Here is a 17,990-nt window from a genome sequence, read left to right on the forward strand (position 1 = left end):
ACGAAGATTTAATTTCCGGAGTGACGGCGGTCACGATGTCGTCAGGCGACGGGCCAGTCTTCCCTGCCCGCCGGGGGCTCAGATCCCGCCGGTTCGTCCGAGATAGGCAGTGGCAATGTCGTGCATGCGCTTGCTGTCGAAGCTCGGTCCGTGGCCGCCATGGCCGACGCGGATCGGCAGGTCGAGCAGGCGCTGCATCGTACTGATGTAGGCCGATCGATCCGAATCCGGCAGGTCGTCGATCAGCGTGTCGTCGTAGATGGCGTCACCGCTGAAGAAAAGGCCATCGGCCTCGTCGAACAGCGCGATCGAATCCGGCGAATGGCCGGGCAGATGCAGCACACGGAATTGCCGGTCACCGAGATCGACGATGTCGCCCTCGTCCAGGGTTCGCGTCAGCGGTGCGGGCGGGATCTTGTAGTCGGCCGCCTTCCAGCCCGGCGCAGGCAGCTTCGAGACGGCGCCGTCGAGATCGTGGAACATGTAGGCGTAGGTCGCCGCCTCATCCATGCTCGCGAACTGCTCCGCGCTGTGCCTTGGCCCTGCTCGCCACGGAAATTCGTGTAGTGAGCCGACATGGTCGAGATGAATGTGGGTGGCGACGACCAGCAGCGGCTTGCCGTCGGGCATGTCGATCTCCGGCGCGAGCCGACAGATACCCATGCCGGTGTCGACCAGAAGGTCGGCATCTCGGCCGCGCAGATGCCAGATATTGGCACGCACATAGGTATGCACGAACGGCTCGGTCAGCATCGTCGTCTTGTGGTCGACAATGCTTTTGCTGAACCACTCCGGCATCAGCTGTGGCCCGGCATCAGGTGAAAGCCAGGCATCAGGTGTGAGCCAGGCATCAGACGAACGGCTTCCCGACCTTGTATTTTTCCGGCACCAGCCGCTTGAGATAAGCGATGCCGGCATCGGACAGCTGATTGACATCGGGCTTCATGAAATCGTCCGGCATATGGCGGGTCTTGCCGGCGACGTCCTTCAGCGGCACCTTCTTCAGCACCGTTTTGCTGCCGTCATATTGCAGCGCCACCGAGCCGCCGCCCTGTTCAGCGACAGTGACGGCGAAAGCGCCGGCATCGAAAGCCTCCTGCGCGTCGATCGCGCTGATGGCGCCGACATAGCCGCGCGGCATGTAGCCGAGTGCGTCGACGCGGGCCCGCTTGCCGGGCAGGCCTTCGGCCAGCGCGCGCTCAAGTGCGGCCGGCAGGTCGCTGCCCGACAGCTTGACGTTGCCATGCGCGTCGCGCTCCAGCTTGTCCGGCGGCACCAGGCTCTCGACCAGCGCCTTGCCGTCGGCGGTGCTGACGCCTTCCGAAACGGCGACGATGCAGCGCTTGTGGCGGTCGAGCGTGGCGCGGACGTCGTCGATGAAGCCGGCGGCCGAGAACGGGCGTTCGGGCACGTAGACCAGGTGCGGGCCGCTGTCGGGGTCAAGCTGCCATGCTGCCGCGGCTGCGGTCAGGAAGCCGGCATGCCGGCCCATGACGATGCCGACATAGATGCCGGGCAGGGCGCGAAAATCGAGGTCGACAGACAGAAAGGCGCCAGCGACGAACTCGGCCGCCGAAATAAAGCCCGGCGTGTGATCGTTTTCCTCGAGGTCATTGTCGATGGTCTTTGGCGCATGGACGAAGGCGATCTCGCCGCCTGCGGCATCGGTCAGGATCTGCTGCGTGCCCGACGTGTCGTTGCCGCCGATATAGATGAAGGCGTCGGCGCCTGCCTTCTTCAATCCGTTGAGGATGATCTCACAATAGGCGGCATCCGGCTTGTCGCGGGTCGAGCCAAGGGCGGCACTTGGCGTGCCGGCGATCAGCCGCAGCCGGTCCTCGGGAATCGCGGAAAGGTCGACATAGTTGCCGTCACGGATGCCGCGCACGCCGTGGATGGAACCGAGGACCTTGGCACCGGGATGCCGCTTGCGGATCTCCAGCGTCGCCCCGACCACCGTCTGGTTGATGACGGCGGTTGGGCCGCCGCCCTGCGCGATGACAAAAGTTCCGGCCATTCCCGACGTCTCCCGAGCGATGAATTCGAAGGCACATTCGCCTGTCTTTCGCTATCGCGCAACGGAAGAGTGGGGCGGGCGGCGTGTCAGACGACGACGACCGGGTTTTTCTTGGAGACGCGGCTGTAGAGGTCGATGATGTCCTGGTTGATCAGACGCACGCAACCCGACGACATCGCCTGGCCAATGCTCCACCATTCGGGCGAACCGTGGATGCGATAGCCGGTGTCCTTGCCGTTCTGATAGATGTAGAGGGCGCGCGCGCCGAGCGGATTGGTGAGGCCGCCGGGCTGGCCCGCCTGCCATTTCACCAGTTCGGGCTTGCGGGCGATCATCTCTGGCGGCGGCGTCCAGGTGGGCCATTCCCTGCCATACTGGATGTTGGCACGGCCGGACCAGCGGAAACCGTCCTTGCCGATGCCGACGCCATAGCGGATGGCATCCCCACCCGGCTGGACGAGATAGAGCATGCGCTCCTTGAGATGGACAACGATGGTCCCGGGCGCCTCGCCTGTGGTGTCGACGACGATCTGGCGGCGGAATTCCGGCTTGACCTTCAGATACGGCACTTGCGGGACGTTGAAGCCGCCATCCGTCAGTGCGGCATACATCACGCCGGGGCTGGTGACGTTCTTGTCGACTCTGATCGCCGGCCGCATCGGCGGCACCGAACCGGTGGAGACGTCGTCGAGCTCCAGCGCCGGCAGGCTGCCGCCCGAGGTCGAGCAGCCGGCGACGCTAAGCAGCGCCAGCGCGCCTGCCCCGGACAGGATAGCCCGGCGGGAAAGACGATGATCGGCTTCGATTGTGTCGCCATTCTGCGGCGGCGTCAGACCTTGCGGCAACTCGCGCATATACCCAAACCCCACGCTGTCGGCGGGAAGCACGGTCCGGCCGGATGGCAGTCATTTTCATCATTCATGGTTGATAAAGCGTGAAGACCTTGCACAGCCTGAGTTCGCGCATTGCCCATGGGCGATCGACCTTCTGCGCGATCCGTTGACCGAGACCTGCTGCACAAAAGACCTCGGCGGGTCATGATCCCGCCGCCGGCGTTTCCTATCGCTCAGGGGTCAGCGGGTGCCTCCATATGCAAGACCTTAAAGACCGACATCAAGCTTTTGCCGCTGCCATTGTCGCGCGGCAACCGTTCTCGGTGCCAGTGTCAGCCTGGCCGAAATAATGAGCACGCTGAGCGGCGCGAACTGACGCCGGTCTGCCGTTGGCGAAATTAGGGAAATCGCCTCTTTACATTCTCCCGGACGCAAGGATTTATCCTCTTCTTTACGCTCAAAGGAGACGAGCATGTCCTTCGAAAACTGGGCCGCCTTCGCTGCCGCATCGACGATCCTTCTCATCATTCCGGGTCCCACCATCCTTCTGGTCGTGTCCTATGCGCTGGGCCAGGGCTGGCGCACCGCACTGCCGATGGCCGTCGGCGTGGCGCTGGGCGACTTCACCGCGATGACCTTGTCGATGCTGGGCGTCGGCGCGCTGCTGGCCGCTTCGGCGACCGTCTTCACCATCCTGAAGCTGATCGGCGCCGGCTATCTGATCTATCTCGGCGTGATACTGTTCCGCGCCGGTGGCGCTCTGAAAGCCGAACCGCGCACCGATGCGGTGTCGTCGGCCAAGATGATGGCACATGCCTGGCTGGTCACCGCGCTCAACCCGAAGAGCATCACCTTCTTCGTCGCCTTCCTGCCGCAGTTCCTCGACCGGCATGCCGATTTCTGGACCCAGATGCTGATCTTCGAGACGACGTTCCTGGCGCTCGCCTTCGCCAACGCCTTCGGTTATGCGCTGATCGCTGCGCGCGCGCGCAACGTCGTGCGCAATCCCAAGGCAATCCGCATCTTCAACCGCACCGGCGGCACCCTGCTGGTCGGCGCCGGCATCGCCACGGTGGCCATGCGTTCCAGCAATTGAGGTAGAGTTGGATTCGCTCATCACGCAGCGTTTGCGCTGCCCCCTCACCTACGTGCCGACACCCTCTCGCCGCATAGTGACGGGAGAGGGCTCGATTTCGCCGTGCGAGAAGACGTGTCCGACAGGGCGATGAGGGGCAGCGCGGACTTCGGCGGTTGGCGCCGCAAAAAGAACTCGCCGTCGTCGCTCACCATTTGAAAGACTACTGGGCTAAACCGGCGCAGCGCGCGGTTGGCGTGCCCGTGGCCCATGCGTTAGGATCGCCTTGGTCACTGGTCGATCGAAGGACATTGCATGGCAATCAGGGACGCATTGGGCCTGACATTTTCGGGTGCCACGCAGGCGGGGTTCGCGCCCTACTGCCAGGCAGTGCGTGAACTGCAGTGCTTCATCGGCGATCCCGTGGCCTCCATCGACCGCGCCATCGCGGAAGCTCCCGGCTTCGTCATGGCGCATGTCTTCAAGGGCTACCTTTTCGGCCTCGCCACCGAGCGAGAGGCAACAGTCGTGGCCAAGGCTTGCCATCAGGCCGCATTGCCACTTGCCGCGACCACGCGCGAGCAGGCGCACGTCGCTGCCCTTGGCCATCTCGCCAACGGACGCTGGCATCAAGCCAGCCGCATTCTTGAGGATGTCACCATCGAGACGCCGCGCGACGGGCTGGCGCTGCAGGTCGGCCACCAGATCGATTTCTTCACCGGCAATGCCCGCATGCTGCGTGACCGCATCGCCCGTGCCCTGCCGTCATGGCAAAGCGGCATGCCTGGCTACCACGCCATGCTCGGCATGCAGGCGTTCGGGCTGGAGGAGATGGCTGACTATTTCAGGGCCGAGCAGCTTGGCCGCGCGGCAGTCGACATGGAGCCGCGTGACGGCTGGGCGCAGCATGCCGTCGCTCATGTCATGGAAATGCAAAGCCGGCAAAGGGATGGTATTGCCTGGATGCGCGCCGATCCCGAGGCGTGGACAAGGGAGAGCTTCCTGCAGGTTCACAATTGGTGGCACCTGGCACTGTTCCACTATGATCTCGGCGAGACAGACGAGGTGCTGGCGCTCTATGATGGGCCCATCTATGGCGGGCAGTCGACGATGGCGCTCAACATGGTCGACGCGTCGGCAATCCTGTGGCGGCTTTACCTTGGCGGCATCGATGTCGGCGACCGCTGGGCGGGGCTCGCCGCCAACTGGCGCAAGGCCGGTGCCGGCAATTATGCCTTCAACGATGCCCACGCGATGATGGCGTTCGTCGGCGCCGGGCTCGACGCCCCGGCCCAGACCTTGATCGAGGCTCAACGCGAGGCGATGGGCGGCAGCGACGACAATGCGGCTTTCACCAGGGATGTCGGCCATCCCCTGACGCTCGCCATCAAGGCCTTTGGCGAGGGCAACTATGCCGAGACCGTGCGCCTGATCCGGCCGATACGGGCGATCGCCCACCGTTTCGGCGGCAGCCACGCCCAACGCGACGTCATCGACCTGACGCTGATCGAGGCGGTCCTGCGCGCCGGTGACGGTGCGCTTGGCAGGGCGCTCACGGCCGAACGGGGAATGGCGCGGCCCGGCAGTCCACTGTCGGCGCTGCTTTCTCGGCGCGCGGCCAATTTATCCGAGACCAATTTGTCAGAGAATTGACCCACGATCGATCTTGTCTTAAAAACTGACAAGCCAGATTTTTTCGAGACTCGAAAAAATTATCGGCAAGGGAGGAACACATGTATCTCGGCCTCGATCTCGGGACGTCGGGCGTCAAGGCGCTGCTGATCGATGCCGGGCAAACCGTCATCGGTTCCGGCCATGCGTCTATCGACGTGTCGCGGCCACATCCAGGCTGGTCGGAACAGAACCCCGACGACTGGATCCGCGCTTGCGAAGAGGCGATTGCCGACCTCAAAGCCAAGCATCCCGGGGAACTCGCCGCGGTCAAAGGCATCGGCCTGTCCGGCCACATGCACGGTGCGACGCTGCTCGATGCCGCCGACAAGGTGCTGCGTCCCTGCATCCTGTGGAACGATACGCGCAGTCATGCCGAGGCGGCCTTGCTCGACGCCGATCCGCGCTTCCGCGCGCTGACCGGCAACATCGTGTTTCCCGGTTTCACCGCGCCGAAGCTTGCCTGGGTGAAGAACAACGAGCCAGCTGTCTTCGCCAAGGTCGCAAAAGTGCTGTTGCCCAAGGATTTCCTGCGGCTCTGGCTGAGCGGCGAACACATTTCGGAAATGTCGGATTCTGCCGGCACGTCCTGGCTCGATGTCGGCAAACGGCGCTGGAGTACCGAGCTGCTGGCCGCGACATCGCTCGATGAAGAGCAGATGCCGGCGCTGGTCGAGGGTACCGAGAAGGCAGGCGTGCTGCGTGCCGAACTGGCCTCTAAATGGGGCGTTCCGGCCGGCATTCCCATCGCCGGCGGTGCCGGCGACAATGCGGCCTCGGCCTGCGGCATGGGCACGGTCGGCGCCGGCCATGCCTTCGTTTCGCTCGGCACATCGGGCGTGCTGTTTGCCGCCAACGCGTCCTACCTGCCCAACCCGGCTAGTGCCGTGCATACCTTCTGCCACGCGCTTCCTAACACCTGGCACCAGATGGGCGTCATCCTGTCGGCAACCGATTCGCTGAACTGGCTGTCCGAGATCACCGGGAAAGGCGCCAGCGAACTGACCGCCGATCTCGGCGACACGCTGAAGGCGCCCAGCGGCGTGTCCTTCCTGCCTTATCTCTCCGGTGAGCGCACACCCTACAATGATTCCGCCATTCGCGGCGCGTTCACCGGGCTGGCGCATGAGTCGAGCCGTGCCGTGCTGACCCAGGCGGTGCTCGAAGGCGTCGCCTTTGCCTTCCGCGACAGTTTCGAAGCCTTGGCCACGGCCGGCACGACCTTGACGCGGGTGACGGCGATCGGCGGCGGCTCGCGCTCGCGCTACTGGCTGAAGGCGATTGCCACCGCGCTTCAACTGCCTGTCTACATACCGGCCGACGGCGACTTCGGCGCCGCCTTTGGTGCTGCGCGGCTCGGCCTGATCGCGGCGACGGGTGCCGACCCGCTTGAAATCTGCACGGCACCGAGGACCGATGCCACGATCGAACCGGACGCCGCACTTGGCGGCGTCTATGCGGATGCCTATCAGCGCTACCGGGCGCTGTACCCGGCAGTCAAGGTCGCCACGGCGTGAGCGGGAGTCTACCCCCCTCTGCCCTGCCGGGCATCTCCCCCTCAAGGGGGGAGATTGGCTGTCACGCGGACCTTCGCCAATTACCAAAGTTGAAAAAAGTGCGGCTACGTCAATGCTGCCAATCTCCCCCCTTGAGGGGGAGATGCCCGGCAGGGCAGAGGGGGGCGACTGGCGCCTACCCTAACAGCAAAACCTCACTGCGCCGGCACCTTGTCGAGAAAACCGGTGACGCTCTTCAGTCGGCCGTTCTCGATGACGCCGATGTCGGTGCCTTCGATCACCGAAGGGGTGCCCTCCGGACCGAGATTCCACGAGAAGCGGATCTTGTCGGCAAAACCGTCCGGCGTGCCCTTCAGCGAGAACCGGAAGCCGGCAAATCGCTGCTGTACGCCGTCGATCAGCGCCGCGACACCCGCATGGCCATCGCCCTGCATGAGCGGATCGCGATAGCTGACGTCTTCGGTGAAGGTTGCCTTGAGCAAGTCGGCCCGACGGCCGGCATCACTTTCGTTCCAGGCGGTGATGTAGCTTTGGGCGATCTTGTTGAGGTCGGTCATGGCCTGTCTCCTTTGTCTGACTGTTTTGACATGAGCCTTTTCGACCGGCGGACGAACGAAACCAATTACGCCTGAGGTAATCAAGGGGAATTACCTGAGGTAATCAGGGCCAACTATTCGAGAGGAAAAAACATGAGCAGCGGATTTTTCGGCGACATCAAGAAGATCAAATATGAGGGGCCGGATTCGACCAATCCGCTGGCCTACCGGTTCTACAATCCCGACGAGGTGGCGGCCGGCAAGCGGCTGGAAGACCATCTGCGCTTTGCCGTCGCCTACTGGCATTCCTTCGCCTGGCCGGGCGGCGACCCGTTCGGCGGCCAGACCTTCGACCGGCCGTGGTTCCCCAAGGCCGGCGGTGTCGACACGATGGAACTGGCGAAACTGAAAGCAGACGTCGCCTTCGAGATGTTCTCGCTGCTTGGTGCGCCCTATTTCTGCTTCCACGACGCCGATGTGCGGCCGGAGGGCAAGGACTTTTCCGAGAGTGCGGCACGCCTCGACGAGATCGCCGACTACTTCGCGGGAAAGATGAAGCAGACCGGCGTCAAGCTTTTGTGGGGCACTGCCAACCTGTTCTCCAATCGCCGCTTCATGTCGGGCGCGGCCACCAATCCCGATCCGGATGTCTTTGCCTACGCGGCAGCGACGGTGAAAAGCTGTATCGATATCACCAAGCGGCTGAAGGGCGAGAACTATGTGCTGTGGGGCGGACGCGAGGGCTATGAGACGCTGCTCAACACCGACCTCGCACGCGAGCAGGAGCAGGCCGGCCGCTTCCTCAGCCTCGTCGTCGACTACAAGCACAAGATCGGTTTCAAAGGCACGATCCTGATCGAGCCGAAGCCGCAGGAGCCGACCAAGCACCAGTATGATTACGATGTCGCGACCGTCTACGGCTTCCTCAAGCGCTTCGGACTGGAGAAGGAGGTCAAGCTCAACATCGAGCAAGGCCACGCCATTCTGGCCGGCCATTCCTTCGAGCACGAGCTGGCGCTGGCCAATGCGCTCGGCGTCTTCGGCTCGATCGACATGAACCGCAACGACTATCAGTCGGGCTGGGACACCGACCAGTTCCCCAACAACGTGCCTGAAATGGCATTGGCCTACTACCAGGTCCTGCAGGCCGGCGGCTTCAAGACCGGCGGCACCAATTTCGACGCCAAGCTGCGCCGCCAGTCGCTTGATCCGCAGGATCTGCTGATCGGCCATATCGGCGGCATGGACTCTTGCGCACGCGGCCTCAAGGCCGCAGCCCGCATGGTCGAGGACAAGGCGCTGTCGGCACCGCTGGCCGAACGCTATGCCGGCTGGAACACGGCCGAGGGCAAGGCGATGCTGTCGGGCAAGCGCACGCTGGAAGAGATCGCCGAGCGCGTCGTCAAGAAGAAGATCGAGCCGCAACCAAGGTCGGGTCGCCAGGAACTGCTGGAAAACATCGTCAACCGGTACGTGTGAACCCCGATCTGGACCGACATCCGCCATCTCTGTCTGAAGCCGCGGCAAGCGCCTTCCGCTGGAGCAATTCCAGGAAAAGTGTGACGCGGTTTTCCGTCCGGAATTGCGTCAAAACAAAGAGTTAGAGGGTTCGCCGTTTCCGTGAGACGGTGAAATGCTCCAGTCAGCCCATTCGCGACGGGCAGCCGTGGATCGCATAGATCCTCGGCTGCCTGCTGTTCGAAAGCAGCTGTAGATCTCTCGTTGGCCTGACCTGCCCAGACACGGGAACAAACTTTGCGCAAAGCCGGGTGCGACGACACGGTTTTTGCCCTTTGACGCCCTTCAATGACCTCGCTCTTGCCTTCAAACTGCCGTCACGTATCTCGTATAAGACTGCTCGTGGCGGGAGAGGAAGAAGGAGGCGACCCGATATGCAGAACGAACGTGAAATCGACGCCCTGCTCTCACCGGGCGAGGCCGAATCGATCATCGACCGGCTGATGGCAATGCCGCATCCGAAGGATGGCACGCGCCGCTCGAACGAATGGGACCGCGCCGTTGCCAGCCGTTTCGAGACCCATCTTGCCAGGCAAATGCGCTCTCAGATCGACGGCGGCAGCGACCACCAGAATGCTGCCTGAACTTTCTGTGCATGTCGTTGTCCTTTTGGGCGACATGCACGTCAGCCCCGGCGCAGCCTAACCGGCGCTTCGCCGAAAGCCCTTGAAAACGCCCTCGAAAACGCCGCGGCGGACGAAAATCCGGTCCGCCCGGCAATATCGGCCATCGCCACCCTGGTGTCGACCACCAGCCGGCGCGCCGCACCCAGGCGCAGCCTGAGATAATAGGCGCCCGGCGTCTCGCCGATCGACTTGCGAAAGATGCTTTCCAAGGTTCGCGCCGTCACCCCGGCGCGTTTGGCCACCGCTTCTATGGTCAGCGGCTGATCGACATGCGATTCCATCAGCCGGATGGCTTGCGCCAGCCGCGGATCGTAGCCATCGAGCCGACCGAGCGAGACCAGCGGCTGTGCGTCGGTCGCGGCACGTGCCTGGTCGTAGATGAAGACGCTGGCGACATCGAGCGCCACGGCCATGCCGAGCCGCGTGCGAATGAGATGCAGCATCAGGTCGAAGGTCGGCGACGCGCCGCCCGACGTGAACACCGGCCCGTCGATGACGTAGCGGTCCGGGCGCACGTCGACGCCGGGGAACGCCGAGGAAAAGTCCTCCATGTCCTCCCAGTGCGTGGTGGCGCTGCGCCCTTCCAGCAGGCCGGCGCGCGCCACCAGCCACGTGCCGGCCTCGACACCGCCGCACGCGCGGGCCGAACGCGCCGCCCGCCGCAGGCTGGAAAGCAAGATCGACGTCGCATAGTTCTGGGTGCCGAAGCCGGCGACGACGACAAGAACGTCGGTTGGCTCACCCGCATCGAAACGGCCGCTAACCGCCACCGGCAGGCCGCAGGTGGTGACCGGAGCCTCGCCGGTCACCGAGACCAGCTGGAAATCGAACAAGGTCTCGCCGGAGATGCGGTTGGCGGCGCGCAAAGGATCGACCGCCGACGCGACACACATGATCGACGAGCCGGAAAACACCAGCAGCGTCACCTTGAGTGGCAGGCGCTCGGCACAAAAGATCGTTGGTTTTTCGCTTTTTATCATGTGTTCTTCGTAAAACGCAAAACAGTTTCCGGCAAGTCGGGCATTGTTGTGGTCTGTATCTATCGGAGGAGAGTTCCATGCCGCTTGCGATGAACCGTGAGGTTTTCATTACCTGTGCCGTGACGGGATCCGGCGGGTCGCAGGACCGCAGCCCGCATGTGCCGCGCTCGCCCAAGCAGATCGCCGATTCGGCCATCGATGCGGCCAAGGCCGGCGCTGCCATCGTCCACTGCCATGTGCGTGACCCTGAAACCGGCAAGCCGAGGCGCGACGTGCATCTCTACCGCGAAGTGACGGAGCGCATTCGCGAGGCCAATGTAGATGTGGTGCTGAACCTGACCGCCGGCATGGGCGGCGACATGGTGTTCGGCTCGCCGGAAGCACCGCTGCCGCTCAACGAAAAAGGAACAGACATGGGCAGCGCCACCAACCGCATGGAACATGTGCGCCAGTGCCTGCCGGAAATCTGCACGCTCGACTGCGGCACGATGAATTTCGCCGAGGCCGACTATGTCATGACCAACACGCCCGGCATGCTGCGCGCCATGGGCGGCATGATGACGGCGCTCGGCGTCAAGCCGGAGATCGAGGCGTTCGACACCGGCCATCTGTGGTTCGCCAAGCAGTTGGTCGAGGAAAAGGTGCTCAATCCGGATGCGCTGGTGCAGTTGTGCATGGGCGTGCCATGGGGCGCGCCCGACGACCTCAACACCTTCATGGCCATGGTCAACAACGTGCCGTCGACCTGGAACTGGTCGGCCTTCGCCATCGGCCGCAACCAGATGGCCTATGCCGCTGCCGCGGTGCTGGCCGGCGGCAATGTCCGTGTCGGCCTGGAAGACAATCTGTGGCTCGACAAGGGCGTGCTAGCGACCAACGCGCAGTTGGTCGAACGCGCCGCCAGCATCGTCACCAATCTGGGCGCCAGGATCATCGGCCCGGAGGAAGTCCGCAAGAAGCTCAACCTGACCAAGCGGGCGCCGATCGCGGCATAAATTATTCGCCGAGAGGGTCGATATGACTACCGTAAAATTCACGGCGATGAAGGATGGCGACCGGGACGACTATGAGTTCCTGACCGCGCATGAAATCGACTATGCGGCAAGGACCGGCGAGCGGCTGCTCGACGCGCTGGTTCAGCTCGACGCGGGTCTGTCGGGGTACAAGATCACCCGGCTCGGCCATTCGCTGCAGGCGGCGACCCGCGCCTGGCGCGACGGCGCCGATACCGACTGGATCGCGTGCGCGCTGCTGCACGATATCGGCGACATATACGCGCCCTACAATCACGACGAATATGCCGCTTCGATCCTGAAGCCTTTCGTACGCGAACAATGCACCTGGGTGGTGGAAAAGCACGGCGATTTCCAGCGGCTCTATTATGCCCATCATCTGGGCGGCAACCGCCATGCGCGCGACCGCTTCGCCGGCCACGCCTGTTTCGACTGTTGCGATGAGTTCTGCGAACGCTGGGACCAGTCGAGCTTCGACCCCGACTACGACACGCTGCCGATCGAATTCTTCCGGCCATTCGTGCTCGAAGTGTTTGCCCGCAAGGCGTATGACGCGTCCGTGATCCGCGCCGGCGAGCGCGTGCCTCTCATCGATCCCGCAACAGCCAAGACAAGAACCGGAGCTTCCGCATGAGCATCATCAACAAGGCGGCCGCCATCGGTGGCGGCGTCATCGGCGCCGGCTGGGTGGCGCGGCTGTTGCTCAACGGCATCGACGTGTCGATCTTCGATCCCGATCCCGAGGCATCGCGCAAGGTCGGCGAAGTGCTGAAGGGTGCGCGCCGCGCCTACAAGCATATGGTGCCCGGAGGATTGCCGAAAGAGGGCAAGCTGACCTTTGCCAAGACCATCGCCGACGCGGTTGCCGATGCCGATTTCATCCAGGAAAGCGTGCCCGAGCGGCTCGACCTCAAACACCGCGTGCTGGCCGAGATCGACGCCCATGCGCCGGCCAACGCCATTGTCGGCTCCTCCACCTCCGGCATCAAGCCGACCGACATGCAGGTGGCGATGAAGAAGCACCCGGAGCGGCTGGTCGTCGGGCATCCGTTCAACCCCGTTTACCTCTTGCCGCTTGTCGAGATCGTCGGCGGCGAACAGACATTCCCAGAGGCGATCGAGGTCGCCAAGGAAATGTATGCCTCGATCGGCATGAAGCCGGTGGTGATCCGCAAGGAGATAGAAGCCTTCGTCGGCGACCGCCTGCTCGAAGCGGCATGGCGCGAGGCGCTGTGGCTGATCAAGGACGGCATCTGCACTGTCGAAGAACTCGATGACATCATGCGCTATGGCTTCGGCCTGCGCTGGGCGCAGATGGGCATGTTCCAGGTCTATCGCGTCGCAGGGGGCGAGGCCGGTATGCGCCACTTCATGGCGCAGTTCGGGCCGTGCCTGAAATGGCCATGGACCAAGCTGATGGACGTGCCGGAGTTCAACGACGAACTGGTCGAGCTGATCGCCACGCAGTCGGACGACCAGGCGCATGGGCAGTCGATCCGCGAGCTTGAAAAGATCCGCGACGACAACCTGGTCGCCATCATGGATGCGCTGTCGAAGCAGAACAAAGGCAAGGGCTGGGGTGCCGGTGCCCTGCACAAGGACTATACCAGGCAGCTGGCCAAGCTGGCAGCGAAGAAGCCGACAGCCTCCAAGGCGGCCGAGAAGGCCAAGGCGTTGAAGCCAGTGAAGAAAGCCGAGAAGCCAAAGAAAAAGAAGAAGGGCTGAGAGCATGGATTTCGGGCTGTCGGAGGAACAGAGGCTCATCGTCGAGACGACGAAGGCGTTCGTCGAGAACGAGCTTTACCCGCATGAGCGCGAGGTCGAGCGCACCGGCGTGCTGCGCCGCGAGCTGATCGAGCAAATCAAGGCCAAGGCGATCGAGGCCGGGCTCTACGCCGCCAACATGCCGGCCGATGTCGGCGGCGCGGGCCTGGATACGGTGACCTGGCTGCTTTACGAAAAGGAACTCGGCCGCGCCAATTATGCGCTGCACTGGACCTGCGTGGCGCGGCCCTCCAATATCCTCCTGGCCGGTACGCCTGAGCAGCGCGAGAAGTATCTGTTCCCCTGCATCCGCGGCGAGAAATGGGACTGCCTGGCGATGACCGAGCCGGGCGCCGGCTCCGACCTGCGCGGTATGAAGGCGACGGCCGTGCAGGATGGCGACGACTGGGTGCTCAACGGCACCAAGCATTTTATCTCCCACGCCGACCTCGCCGACTTTGCCATCGTGTTCATGGCTTCCGGCGAAGAGGATTCGCCGCGCGGCAAGCGCAAGAAGATTACCGCTTTTTTTGTCGATAAGGGCACCAAAGGCTTCACCGTTCGTGACGGCTACCGCAACGTCTCGCATCGCGGCTACACCAACGCCATCCTCGAATTCGATGATTGCCGCTTGCCGGCTTCCCAGGTTCTGGGCGAGGTGCACAAGGGCTTCGACGTCGCCAATTCCTGGCTCGGCGCCACCCGGCTGCAGGTCGGCGCCACCTGTCTCGGCCGTGCCGAGCGGGCCCTCGGCCATGCGGTGGAATATGCCGCGCAGCGCCAGCAGTTCGGCCAGCAGATCGGCAAGTTCCAGGGCGTGTCGTTCAAGCTTGCCGACATGGCGACCGAACTGAAGGCCGCCGACCTGATGGTGTTTGAAGCCGGCTGGAAGTACGATCAGGGCACCGTCACCGACCAGGACATGGCCATGGCCAAGCTGAAGGCCACCGAAATGCTCGCCTTTGTTGCCGATGAAGCGATCCAGATCCATGGCGGCATGGGGCTGATGGACGATTTGCCGCTGGAGCGCATCTGGCGCGACGCCCGCGTCGAGCGAATTTGGGAGGGCACTTCGGAGATTCAGCGACATATTATTTCGCGGGCGCTGCTGCGTCCGTTCGGGGCTTAGAGCATGATCCCCCAAGGCCGGAGCTAGGGCTTGGGAGAACATGATGCTCAAACGAAAAGATGACCATGCATAAACTCGAACGTCTTTTGCGCCCCAAATCGATTGCCGTCTTCGGGGGCGCGCAGGCCGCAACCGTCGTGGCGCAATCGATCAAGATGGGTTTTGCCGGCGAGATCTGGCCGGTGCATCCGAGCAAGGAAGAGGTCGCCGGCCGCAAGGCCTATCGCTCCGTCGCCGATCTTCCCGGCGCGCCGGACGCCGCCTTTGTCGGCGTTAACCGGCACTTGACCATCGAGGTCGTCAAGGCGCTGGCCGAGCGCGGCGCCGGCGGCGCCGTCTGCTTTGCCGCCGGCTTCCTCGAGACCGAGGCCTATGACGATGACGGCGAGCGGCTGCAGGCCGAACTGGTTGCCGCGGCGGACCAGATGCCGATCATCGGCCCGAATTGCTACGGCCTGATCAACTATGCCGACGGTGCGTTGCTATGGCCCGACCAGCATGGCGGCATCCGACTTGCCGAGGGCGGCAAGGGTGTCGCCATCATCACCCAGTCGTCGAACATCGCCATCAACATGACGATGCAGAAGCGCGGCCTCCCGATCGCCTTCCTGATGACCGCCGGCAACCAGGCGCAGACCGGCCTGTCCGAAATGGCGCTCGGCCTGATCGAGGACGAGCGGGTCACCTCGCTTGGCCTGCATATCGAGGCCTTCGATTCCGTAGCCGGCTTCGAACGGCTGGCGGCACGGGCACGGGAGCTGAAAAAACCGATCATCGCCATGAAGGTCGGCCGATCCGAACAGGCGCGGCAGGCGACCGTCTCGCACACTGCCTCGCTGGCCGGCTCGGACGCGGCTTCGGGCGCCTTTCTGAGGCGACTCGGCATCGCGCGCGTCGATTCCATCCCCGCCTTCATCGAGGCATTGAAGCTGCTGCACATCACCGGACCTTTGCCCGGCTATAGGCTGTCCTCAATGAGCTGCTCCGGCGGCGAGGCTTCGGTCATGGCCGACAGCGCCGAGGGCCGCTGGGTCAATTTCCCGGTGCTCAGCGACATCCACCGTGCCCATGTCAAATCGACGCTTGGGCCTCTGGTCGCGGTGGCCAATCCTTTGGACTATCACACCTTCATCTGGAACAACGAGCCGGCGATGACCGCCACCTTCACCGCCATGGTGTCGGGCGGCTTCGACCTCAATATGCTGGTGCTCGACTTCCCGCGCCCCGACCGCTGCTCGGACACCGACTGGTGGGCGACGCTGCGTGCCTTCGAATCTGCGCTTAAGACCAACAAGGCGCAGGGTGCCATCGTCTCCTCGCTGCCGGAGAACCTGCCGGAGGAATACACTGCCGGCCTTATGGCGCGTGGCATGGTGCCGTTGTTCGGCATTTCAGAAGCCATGGACGCCGCCCAGGCGGCAGCCTTCATCGGCTGGGCGTGGCACGAACCGCAGGCGCAGCCGATCGACACCTCCGCCTCCGGCGCGCCTGTCGGCGAACACGTCACGCCCGACGAGGCCGAGGCGAAATCCCGCCTTATCACGGCCGGCCTGCCGGTGCCGAAAGGCGAGCGCGCCGCCAATGCGGTCGAGGCGGTGATCTCGTCGATGGCGCTCGGCTTCCCGGTGGCGCTGAAGGCGCTGGGCGTCACCCACAAATCCGAGGTCGGCGCGGTGCAGCTCAATCTCAAAGACGCCGAGTCCGTCAGCACCGCGGCGCATGACCTCTTGCCGCTCGGCACCGGGCTCTATGTCGAACGCATGGTGCGCGACGGTGTCGCCGAACTGATCGTCGGCTTCACCCGCGACCCAATGTTCGGCGCGGTGATGACGCTGGGCACCGGCGGCGTGCTGGTCGAGCTGCTGCGCGACAGCGTCACGCTGATGCTGCCGGCGACCCGCGATGACATCGAGGCGGCGTTGCGCGGCCTGAGACTCTATCCGCTGCTCGAGGGCTATCGCGGCCGGCCGAAGGCCGATGTTCAGGCTGCCATCGACGCCATCTCGGGCATTGCCGCCTTCGTGCAGGAGAATGCCGGCGAGATCGAGGAACTCGACATCAACCCGCTGATCGTCTGCACGGAGGGTAAGGGCGCCTGGATCGCCGATGCGCTGCTGGTGCTGGGAGACAAGAAGAATGTCTGATGTCATTTCGACCCGCCGCGAGGGGACCATCCTGGAGGTCACGCTCGACCGGCCCAAGGCCAACGCCATCGACCTGAAGACCTCGCGGCTGATGGGCGAAACCTTCAAGGCATTCCGCGACGATCCCAATTTGCGCGTCGCCATCGTCAAGACCGCCGGCGACAAGTTCTTCTGCGCCGGCTGGGATTTGAAGGCGGCCGCCGGCGGCGACGCGGTCGACGGCGATTACGGCGTCGGCGGTTTCGCCGGCCTGCAGGAACTGCGCGACCTCAACAAGCCGGTCATCGCCTGCGTCAACGGCATGGCGGTAGGTGGCGGCTTTGAACTGGCGCTGTCCTGCGACCTCATATACGCCTCCGACCATTCCTCCTTCGCGCTGCCCGAAATCCGCGCCGGCACGCTGGCCGACGCGGCAACGATCAAGCTGCCGAAGCGCATTCCCTACCACGTCGCCATGGACCTTCTGCTCACTGGCCGCTGGATGGATGTCGCGGAAGCGCATCGCTGGGGCCTGGTCAACGAGGTGCTGCCCAAGGAAAAGCTCGAGGACCGCGTCTGGGAGATCGCCCGGCTGCTCGCCGGCGGTCCGCCGCTGGTCTTCGCTGCGATCAAGGAAACGGCGCGCGTGGCCGAGGCGCTGACCTTCCAGGACGCGATGAACAAGGTGACCCGCCGGCAGTTGCCGACGGTCGATGCGCTTTATGGCTCCGAGGACAATATGGAAGGCTTTCGTGCTTTCGCTGAAAAGCGTGAGCCTGTGTGGAAGGGGAAGTAATGGTTTTGCCGAGATGACGGCGCTTACCCCCCTCTGTCCTGCCGGACATCTCCCCCTCATGGGCAGGGGAATCGCACATGAGTACAAAGGGACTCTTGTGTGGTGTGCGGAAATCGATTCTGAAAGGACCTCTGGATGATCGGAGGTCAGCATGGTGTTTCTGGATGTATTCGGCGAGGTTCCGGACCCTCGAGACTTGACCGCACAGCACCCGTTGCCGGAGATTTTGTTCGTAGCGCTTGCGGCGGTCCTTTGCGGTGCGACACATTGCACGGAAATGGAGCTGTTTGCCAGGAATCGGCTCGACCTGTTGCGGCAGTTCATCCCGCTCGAGCGTGGCGCGCCCAGCCACGACACCTTCAGCCGGGTGCTGGCGGCCCTCGATCCTGTCG

17 protein-coding genes are annotated in these 17,990 nt (G+C 63.7%); 12 read left to right on the forward strand and 5 right to left on the reverse strand.

All coding sequences use genetic code 11. The features are described 5' to 3' along the window. Positions 1 to 78 precede the first annotated feature (78 nt). The 3 genes from NKH57_RS15255 to NKH57_RS15265 form a co-directional block, all read right to left on the reverse strand. Positions 79 to 798, reverse strand: a complete 720-nt coding sequence (locus tag NKH57_RS15255; RefSeq protein WP_352945163.1) for an MBL fold metallo-hydrolase — start codon at positions 796 to 798, stop codon at positions 79 to 81. Positions 799 to 850: 52 nt separating this feature from the next. Next, on the reverse strand, positions 851 to 2,017 hold the full coding sequence (locus NKH57_RS15260) for a diphosphate--fructose-6-phosphate 1-phosphotransferase (RefSeq protein ID WP_352945165.1): 1,167 nt from the start codon (positions 2,015 to 2,017) through the stop codon (positions 851 to 853). An 86-nt stretch (positions 2,018 to 2,103) separates the two neighbouring features. After that, on the reverse strand, positions 2,104 to 2,871 hold the full coding sequence (locus NKH57_RS15265) for a L,D-transpeptidase (protein WP_352945167.1): 768 nt from the start codon (positions 2,869 to 2,871) through the stop codon (positions 2,104 to 2,106). Between the two features lie 451 nt (positions 2,872 to 3,322). Between NKH57_RS15265 and NKH57_RS15270 the strand changes: the two genes are divergently transcribed. The 3 genes from NKH57_RS15270 to xylB all read left to right on the forward strand — a co-directional run bounded on the left by NKH57_RS15270 (position 3,323) and on the right by xylB (position 7,113). Continuing rightward, on the forward strand, positions 3,323 to 3,946 hold the full coding sequence (locus NKH57_RS15270; RefSeq protein ID WP_352945169.1) for a LysE family translocator: 624 nt from the start codon (positions 3,323 to 3,325) through the stop codon (positions 3,944 to 3,946). A 294-nt stretch (positions 3,947 to 4,240) separates the two neighbouring features. Continuing rightward, positions 4,241 to 5,578, forward strand: coding sequence for a tetratricopeptide repeat protein (locus NKH57_RS15275; RefSeq protein ID WP_352945171.1), 1,338 nt, complete (start codon positions 4,241 to 4,243; stop codon positions 5,576 to 5,578). 80 nt (positions 5,579 to 5,658) lie between these two features. Beyond that, entirely contained in the window at positions 5,659 to 7,113 is a 1,455-nt protein-coding gene (gene xylB / locus NKH57_RS15280; RefSeq protein ID WP_352945173.1) for a xylulokinase, read from the forward strand. Positions 7,114 to 7,307: 194 nt separating this feature from the next. Here xylB and NKH57_RS15285 read toward each other — a convergent pair whose 3' ends face one another. Further along, on the reverse strand, positions 7,308 to 7,670 hold the full coding sequence (locus NKH57_RS15285; RefSeq protein ID WP_352945175.1) for a nuclear transport factor 2 family protein: 363 nt from the start codon (positions 7,668 to 7,670) through the stop codon (positions 7,308 to 7,310). Between the two features lie 132 nt (positions 7,671 to 7,802). Here NKH57_RS15285 and xylA point away from each other — a divergent pair, with 132 nt between their 5' ends. Further along, positions 7,803 to 9,128 carry a xylose isomerase gene (gene xylA, locus NKH57_RS15290; protein WP_352945177.1) on the forward strand — a complete coding sequence of 442 codons (1,326 nt, stop codon included), beginning with the start codon at positions 7,803 to 7,805 and terminating at the stop codon, positions 9,126 to 9,128. A 413-nt stretch (positions 9,129 to 9,541) separates the two neighbouring features. After that, entirely contained in the window at positions 9,542 to 9,751 is a 210-nt protein-coding gene (locus tag NKH57_RS15295; protein ID WP_352945179.1) for a hypothetical protein, read from the forward strand. A gap of 41 nt (positions 9,752 to 9,792) precedes the next feature. On the opposite strand, the gene NKH57_RS15300 is transcribed toward NKH57_RS15295, so the two are convergent. Then, positions 9,793 to 10,773, reverse strand: coding sequence for a GlxA family transcriptional regulator (locus NKH57_RS15300; protein ID WP_352945181.1), 981 nt, complete (start codon positions 10,771 to 10,773; stop codon positions 9,793 to 9,795). 77 nt (positions 10,774 to 10,850) lie between these two features. Here NKH57_RS15300 and bcoG point away from each other — a divergent pair, with 77 nt between their 5' ends. The 7 genes from bcoG to NKH57_RS15335 form a co-directional block, all read left to right on the forward strand. Continuing rightward, the gene (bcoG, locus tag NKH57_RS15305) at positions 10,851 to 11,768 is read left to right on the forward strand and encodes a 3-dehydrocarnitine:acetyl-CoA trimethylamine transferase BcoG (protein WP_352945183.1); all 918 of its coding nucleotides are present in this window, start codon (positions 10,851 to 10,853) and stop codon (positions 11,766 to 11,768) included. Positions 11,769 to 11,790: 22 nt separating this feature from the next. Further along, on the forward strand, positions 11,791 to 12,420 hold the full coding sequence (locus tag NKH57_RS15310) for an HD domain-containing protein (RefSeq protein WP_352945185.1): 630 nt from the start codon (positions 11,791 to 11,793) through the stop codon (positions 12,418 to 12,420). Then, positions 12,417 to 13,511, forward strand: coding sequence for a carnitine 3-dehydrogenase (locus tag NKH57_RS15315; RefSeq protein WP_352945187.1), 1,095 nt, complete (start codon positions 12,417 to 12,419; stop codon positions 13,509 to 13,511). Before NKH57_RS15310 ends, NKH57_RS15315 begins: the two co-directional genes overlap by 4 nt. 4 nt (positions 13,512 to 13,515) lie before the next feature. Further along, on the forward strand, positions 13,516 to 14,679 hold the full coding sequence (locus NKH57_RS15320; protein ID WP_352945189.1) for an acyl-CoA dehydrogenase family protein: 1,164 nt from the start codon (positions 13,516 to 13,518) through the stop codon (positions 14,677 to 14,679). A gap of 65 nt (positions 14,680 to 14,744) precedes the next feature. After that, entirely contained in the window at positions 14,745 to 16,823 is a 2,079-nt protein-coding gene (locus tag NKH57_RS15325) for an acetate--CoA ligase family protein (RefSeq protein ID WP_352945191.1), read from the forward strand. Next, positions 16,816 to 17,598 (forward strand): carnitinyl-CoA dehydratase, encoded by a 783-nt coding sequence (locus NKH57_RS15330; protein ID WP_352945193.1) that lies wholly within the window; start codon positions 16,816 to 16,818, stop codon positions 17,596 to 17,598. The genes NKH57_RS15325 and NKH57_RS15330 overlap by 8 nt, the downstream gene beginning before the upstream one ends. Positions 17,599 to 17,749: 151 nt before the next feature. Next, a partial coding sequence (locus NKH57_RS15335) for a transposase family protein (RefSeq protein WP_352945195.1) occupies positions 17,750 to 17,990 on the forward strand: 241 nt, incomplete at its 3' end.

Origin of the sequence: Mesorhizobium sp. M1050, assembly GCF_040318715.1 — a bacterium.
GTDB lineage: Bacteria > Pseudomonadota > Alphaproteobacteria > Rhizobiales > Rhizobiaceae > Mesorhizobium.

Bases quoted from the DNA above. Each gene is read 5' to 3' on its own strand.
- NKH57_RS15255 (WP_352945163.1), bottom strand. From the start codon at position 798: ATGCCGGAGTGGTTCAGCAAAAGCATTGTCGACCACAAGACGACGATG.
- NKH57_RS15260 (WP_352945165.1), bottom strand. From the start codon at position 2,017: ATGGCCGGAACTTTTGTCATCGCGCAGGGCGGCGGCCCAACCGCCGTC.
- NKH57_RS15265 (WP_352945167.1), bottom strand. From the start codon at position 2,871: ATGCGCGAGTTGCCGCAAGGTCTGACGCCGCCGCAGAATGGCGACACA.
- NKH57_RS15270 (WP_352945169.1), top strand. From the start codon at position 3,323: ATGTCCTTCGAAAACTGGGCCGCCTTCGCTGCCGCATCGACGATCCTT.
- NKH57_RS15275 (WP_352945171.1), top strand. From the start codon at position 4,241: ATGGCAATCAGGGACGCATTGGGCCTGACATTTTCGGGTGCCACGCAG.
- xylB (WP_352945173.1), top strand. From the start codon at position 5,659: ATGTATCTCGGCCTCGATCTCGGGACGTCGGGCGTCAAGGCGCTGCTG.
- NKH57_RS15285 (WP_352945175.1), bottom strand. From the start codon at position 7,670: ATGACCGACCTCAACAAGATCGCCCAAAGCTACATCACCGCCTGGAAC.
- xylA (WP_352945177.1), top strand. From the start codon at position 7,803: ATGAGCAGCGGATTTTTCGGCGACATCAAGAAGATCAAATATGAGGGG.
- NKH57_RS15295 (WP_352945179.1), top strand. From the start codon at position 9,542: ATGCAGAACGAACGTGAAATCGACGCCCTGCTCTCACCGGGCGAGGCC.
- NKH57_RS15300 (WP_352945181.1), bottom strand. From the start codon at position 10,773: ATGATAAAAAGCGAAAAACCAACGATCTTTTGTGCCGAGCGCCTGCCA.
- bcoG (WP_352945183.1), top strand. From the start codon at position 10,851: ATGCCGCTTGCGATGAACCGTGAGGTTTTCATTACCTGTGCCGTGACG.
- NKH57_RS15310 (WP_352945185.1), top strand. From the start codon at position 11,791: ATGACTACCGTAAAATTCACGGCGATGAAGGATGGCGACCGGGACGAC.
- NKH57_RS15315 (WP_352945187.1), top strand. From the start codon at position 12,417: ATGAGCATCATCAACAAGGCGGCCGCCATCGGTGGCGGCGTCATCGGC.
- NKH57_RS15320 (WP_352945189.1), top strand. From the start codon at position 13,516: ATGGATTTCGGGCTGTCGGAGGAACAGAGGCTCATCGTCGAGACGACG.
- NKH57_RS15325 (WP_352945191.1), top strand. From the start codon at position 14,745: ATGCATAAACTCGAACGTCTTTTGCGCCCCAAATCGATTGCCGTCTTC.
- NKH57_RS15330 (WP_352945193.1), top strand. From the start codon at position 16,816: ATGTCTGATGTCATTTCGACCCGCCGCGAGGGGACCATCCTGGAGGTC.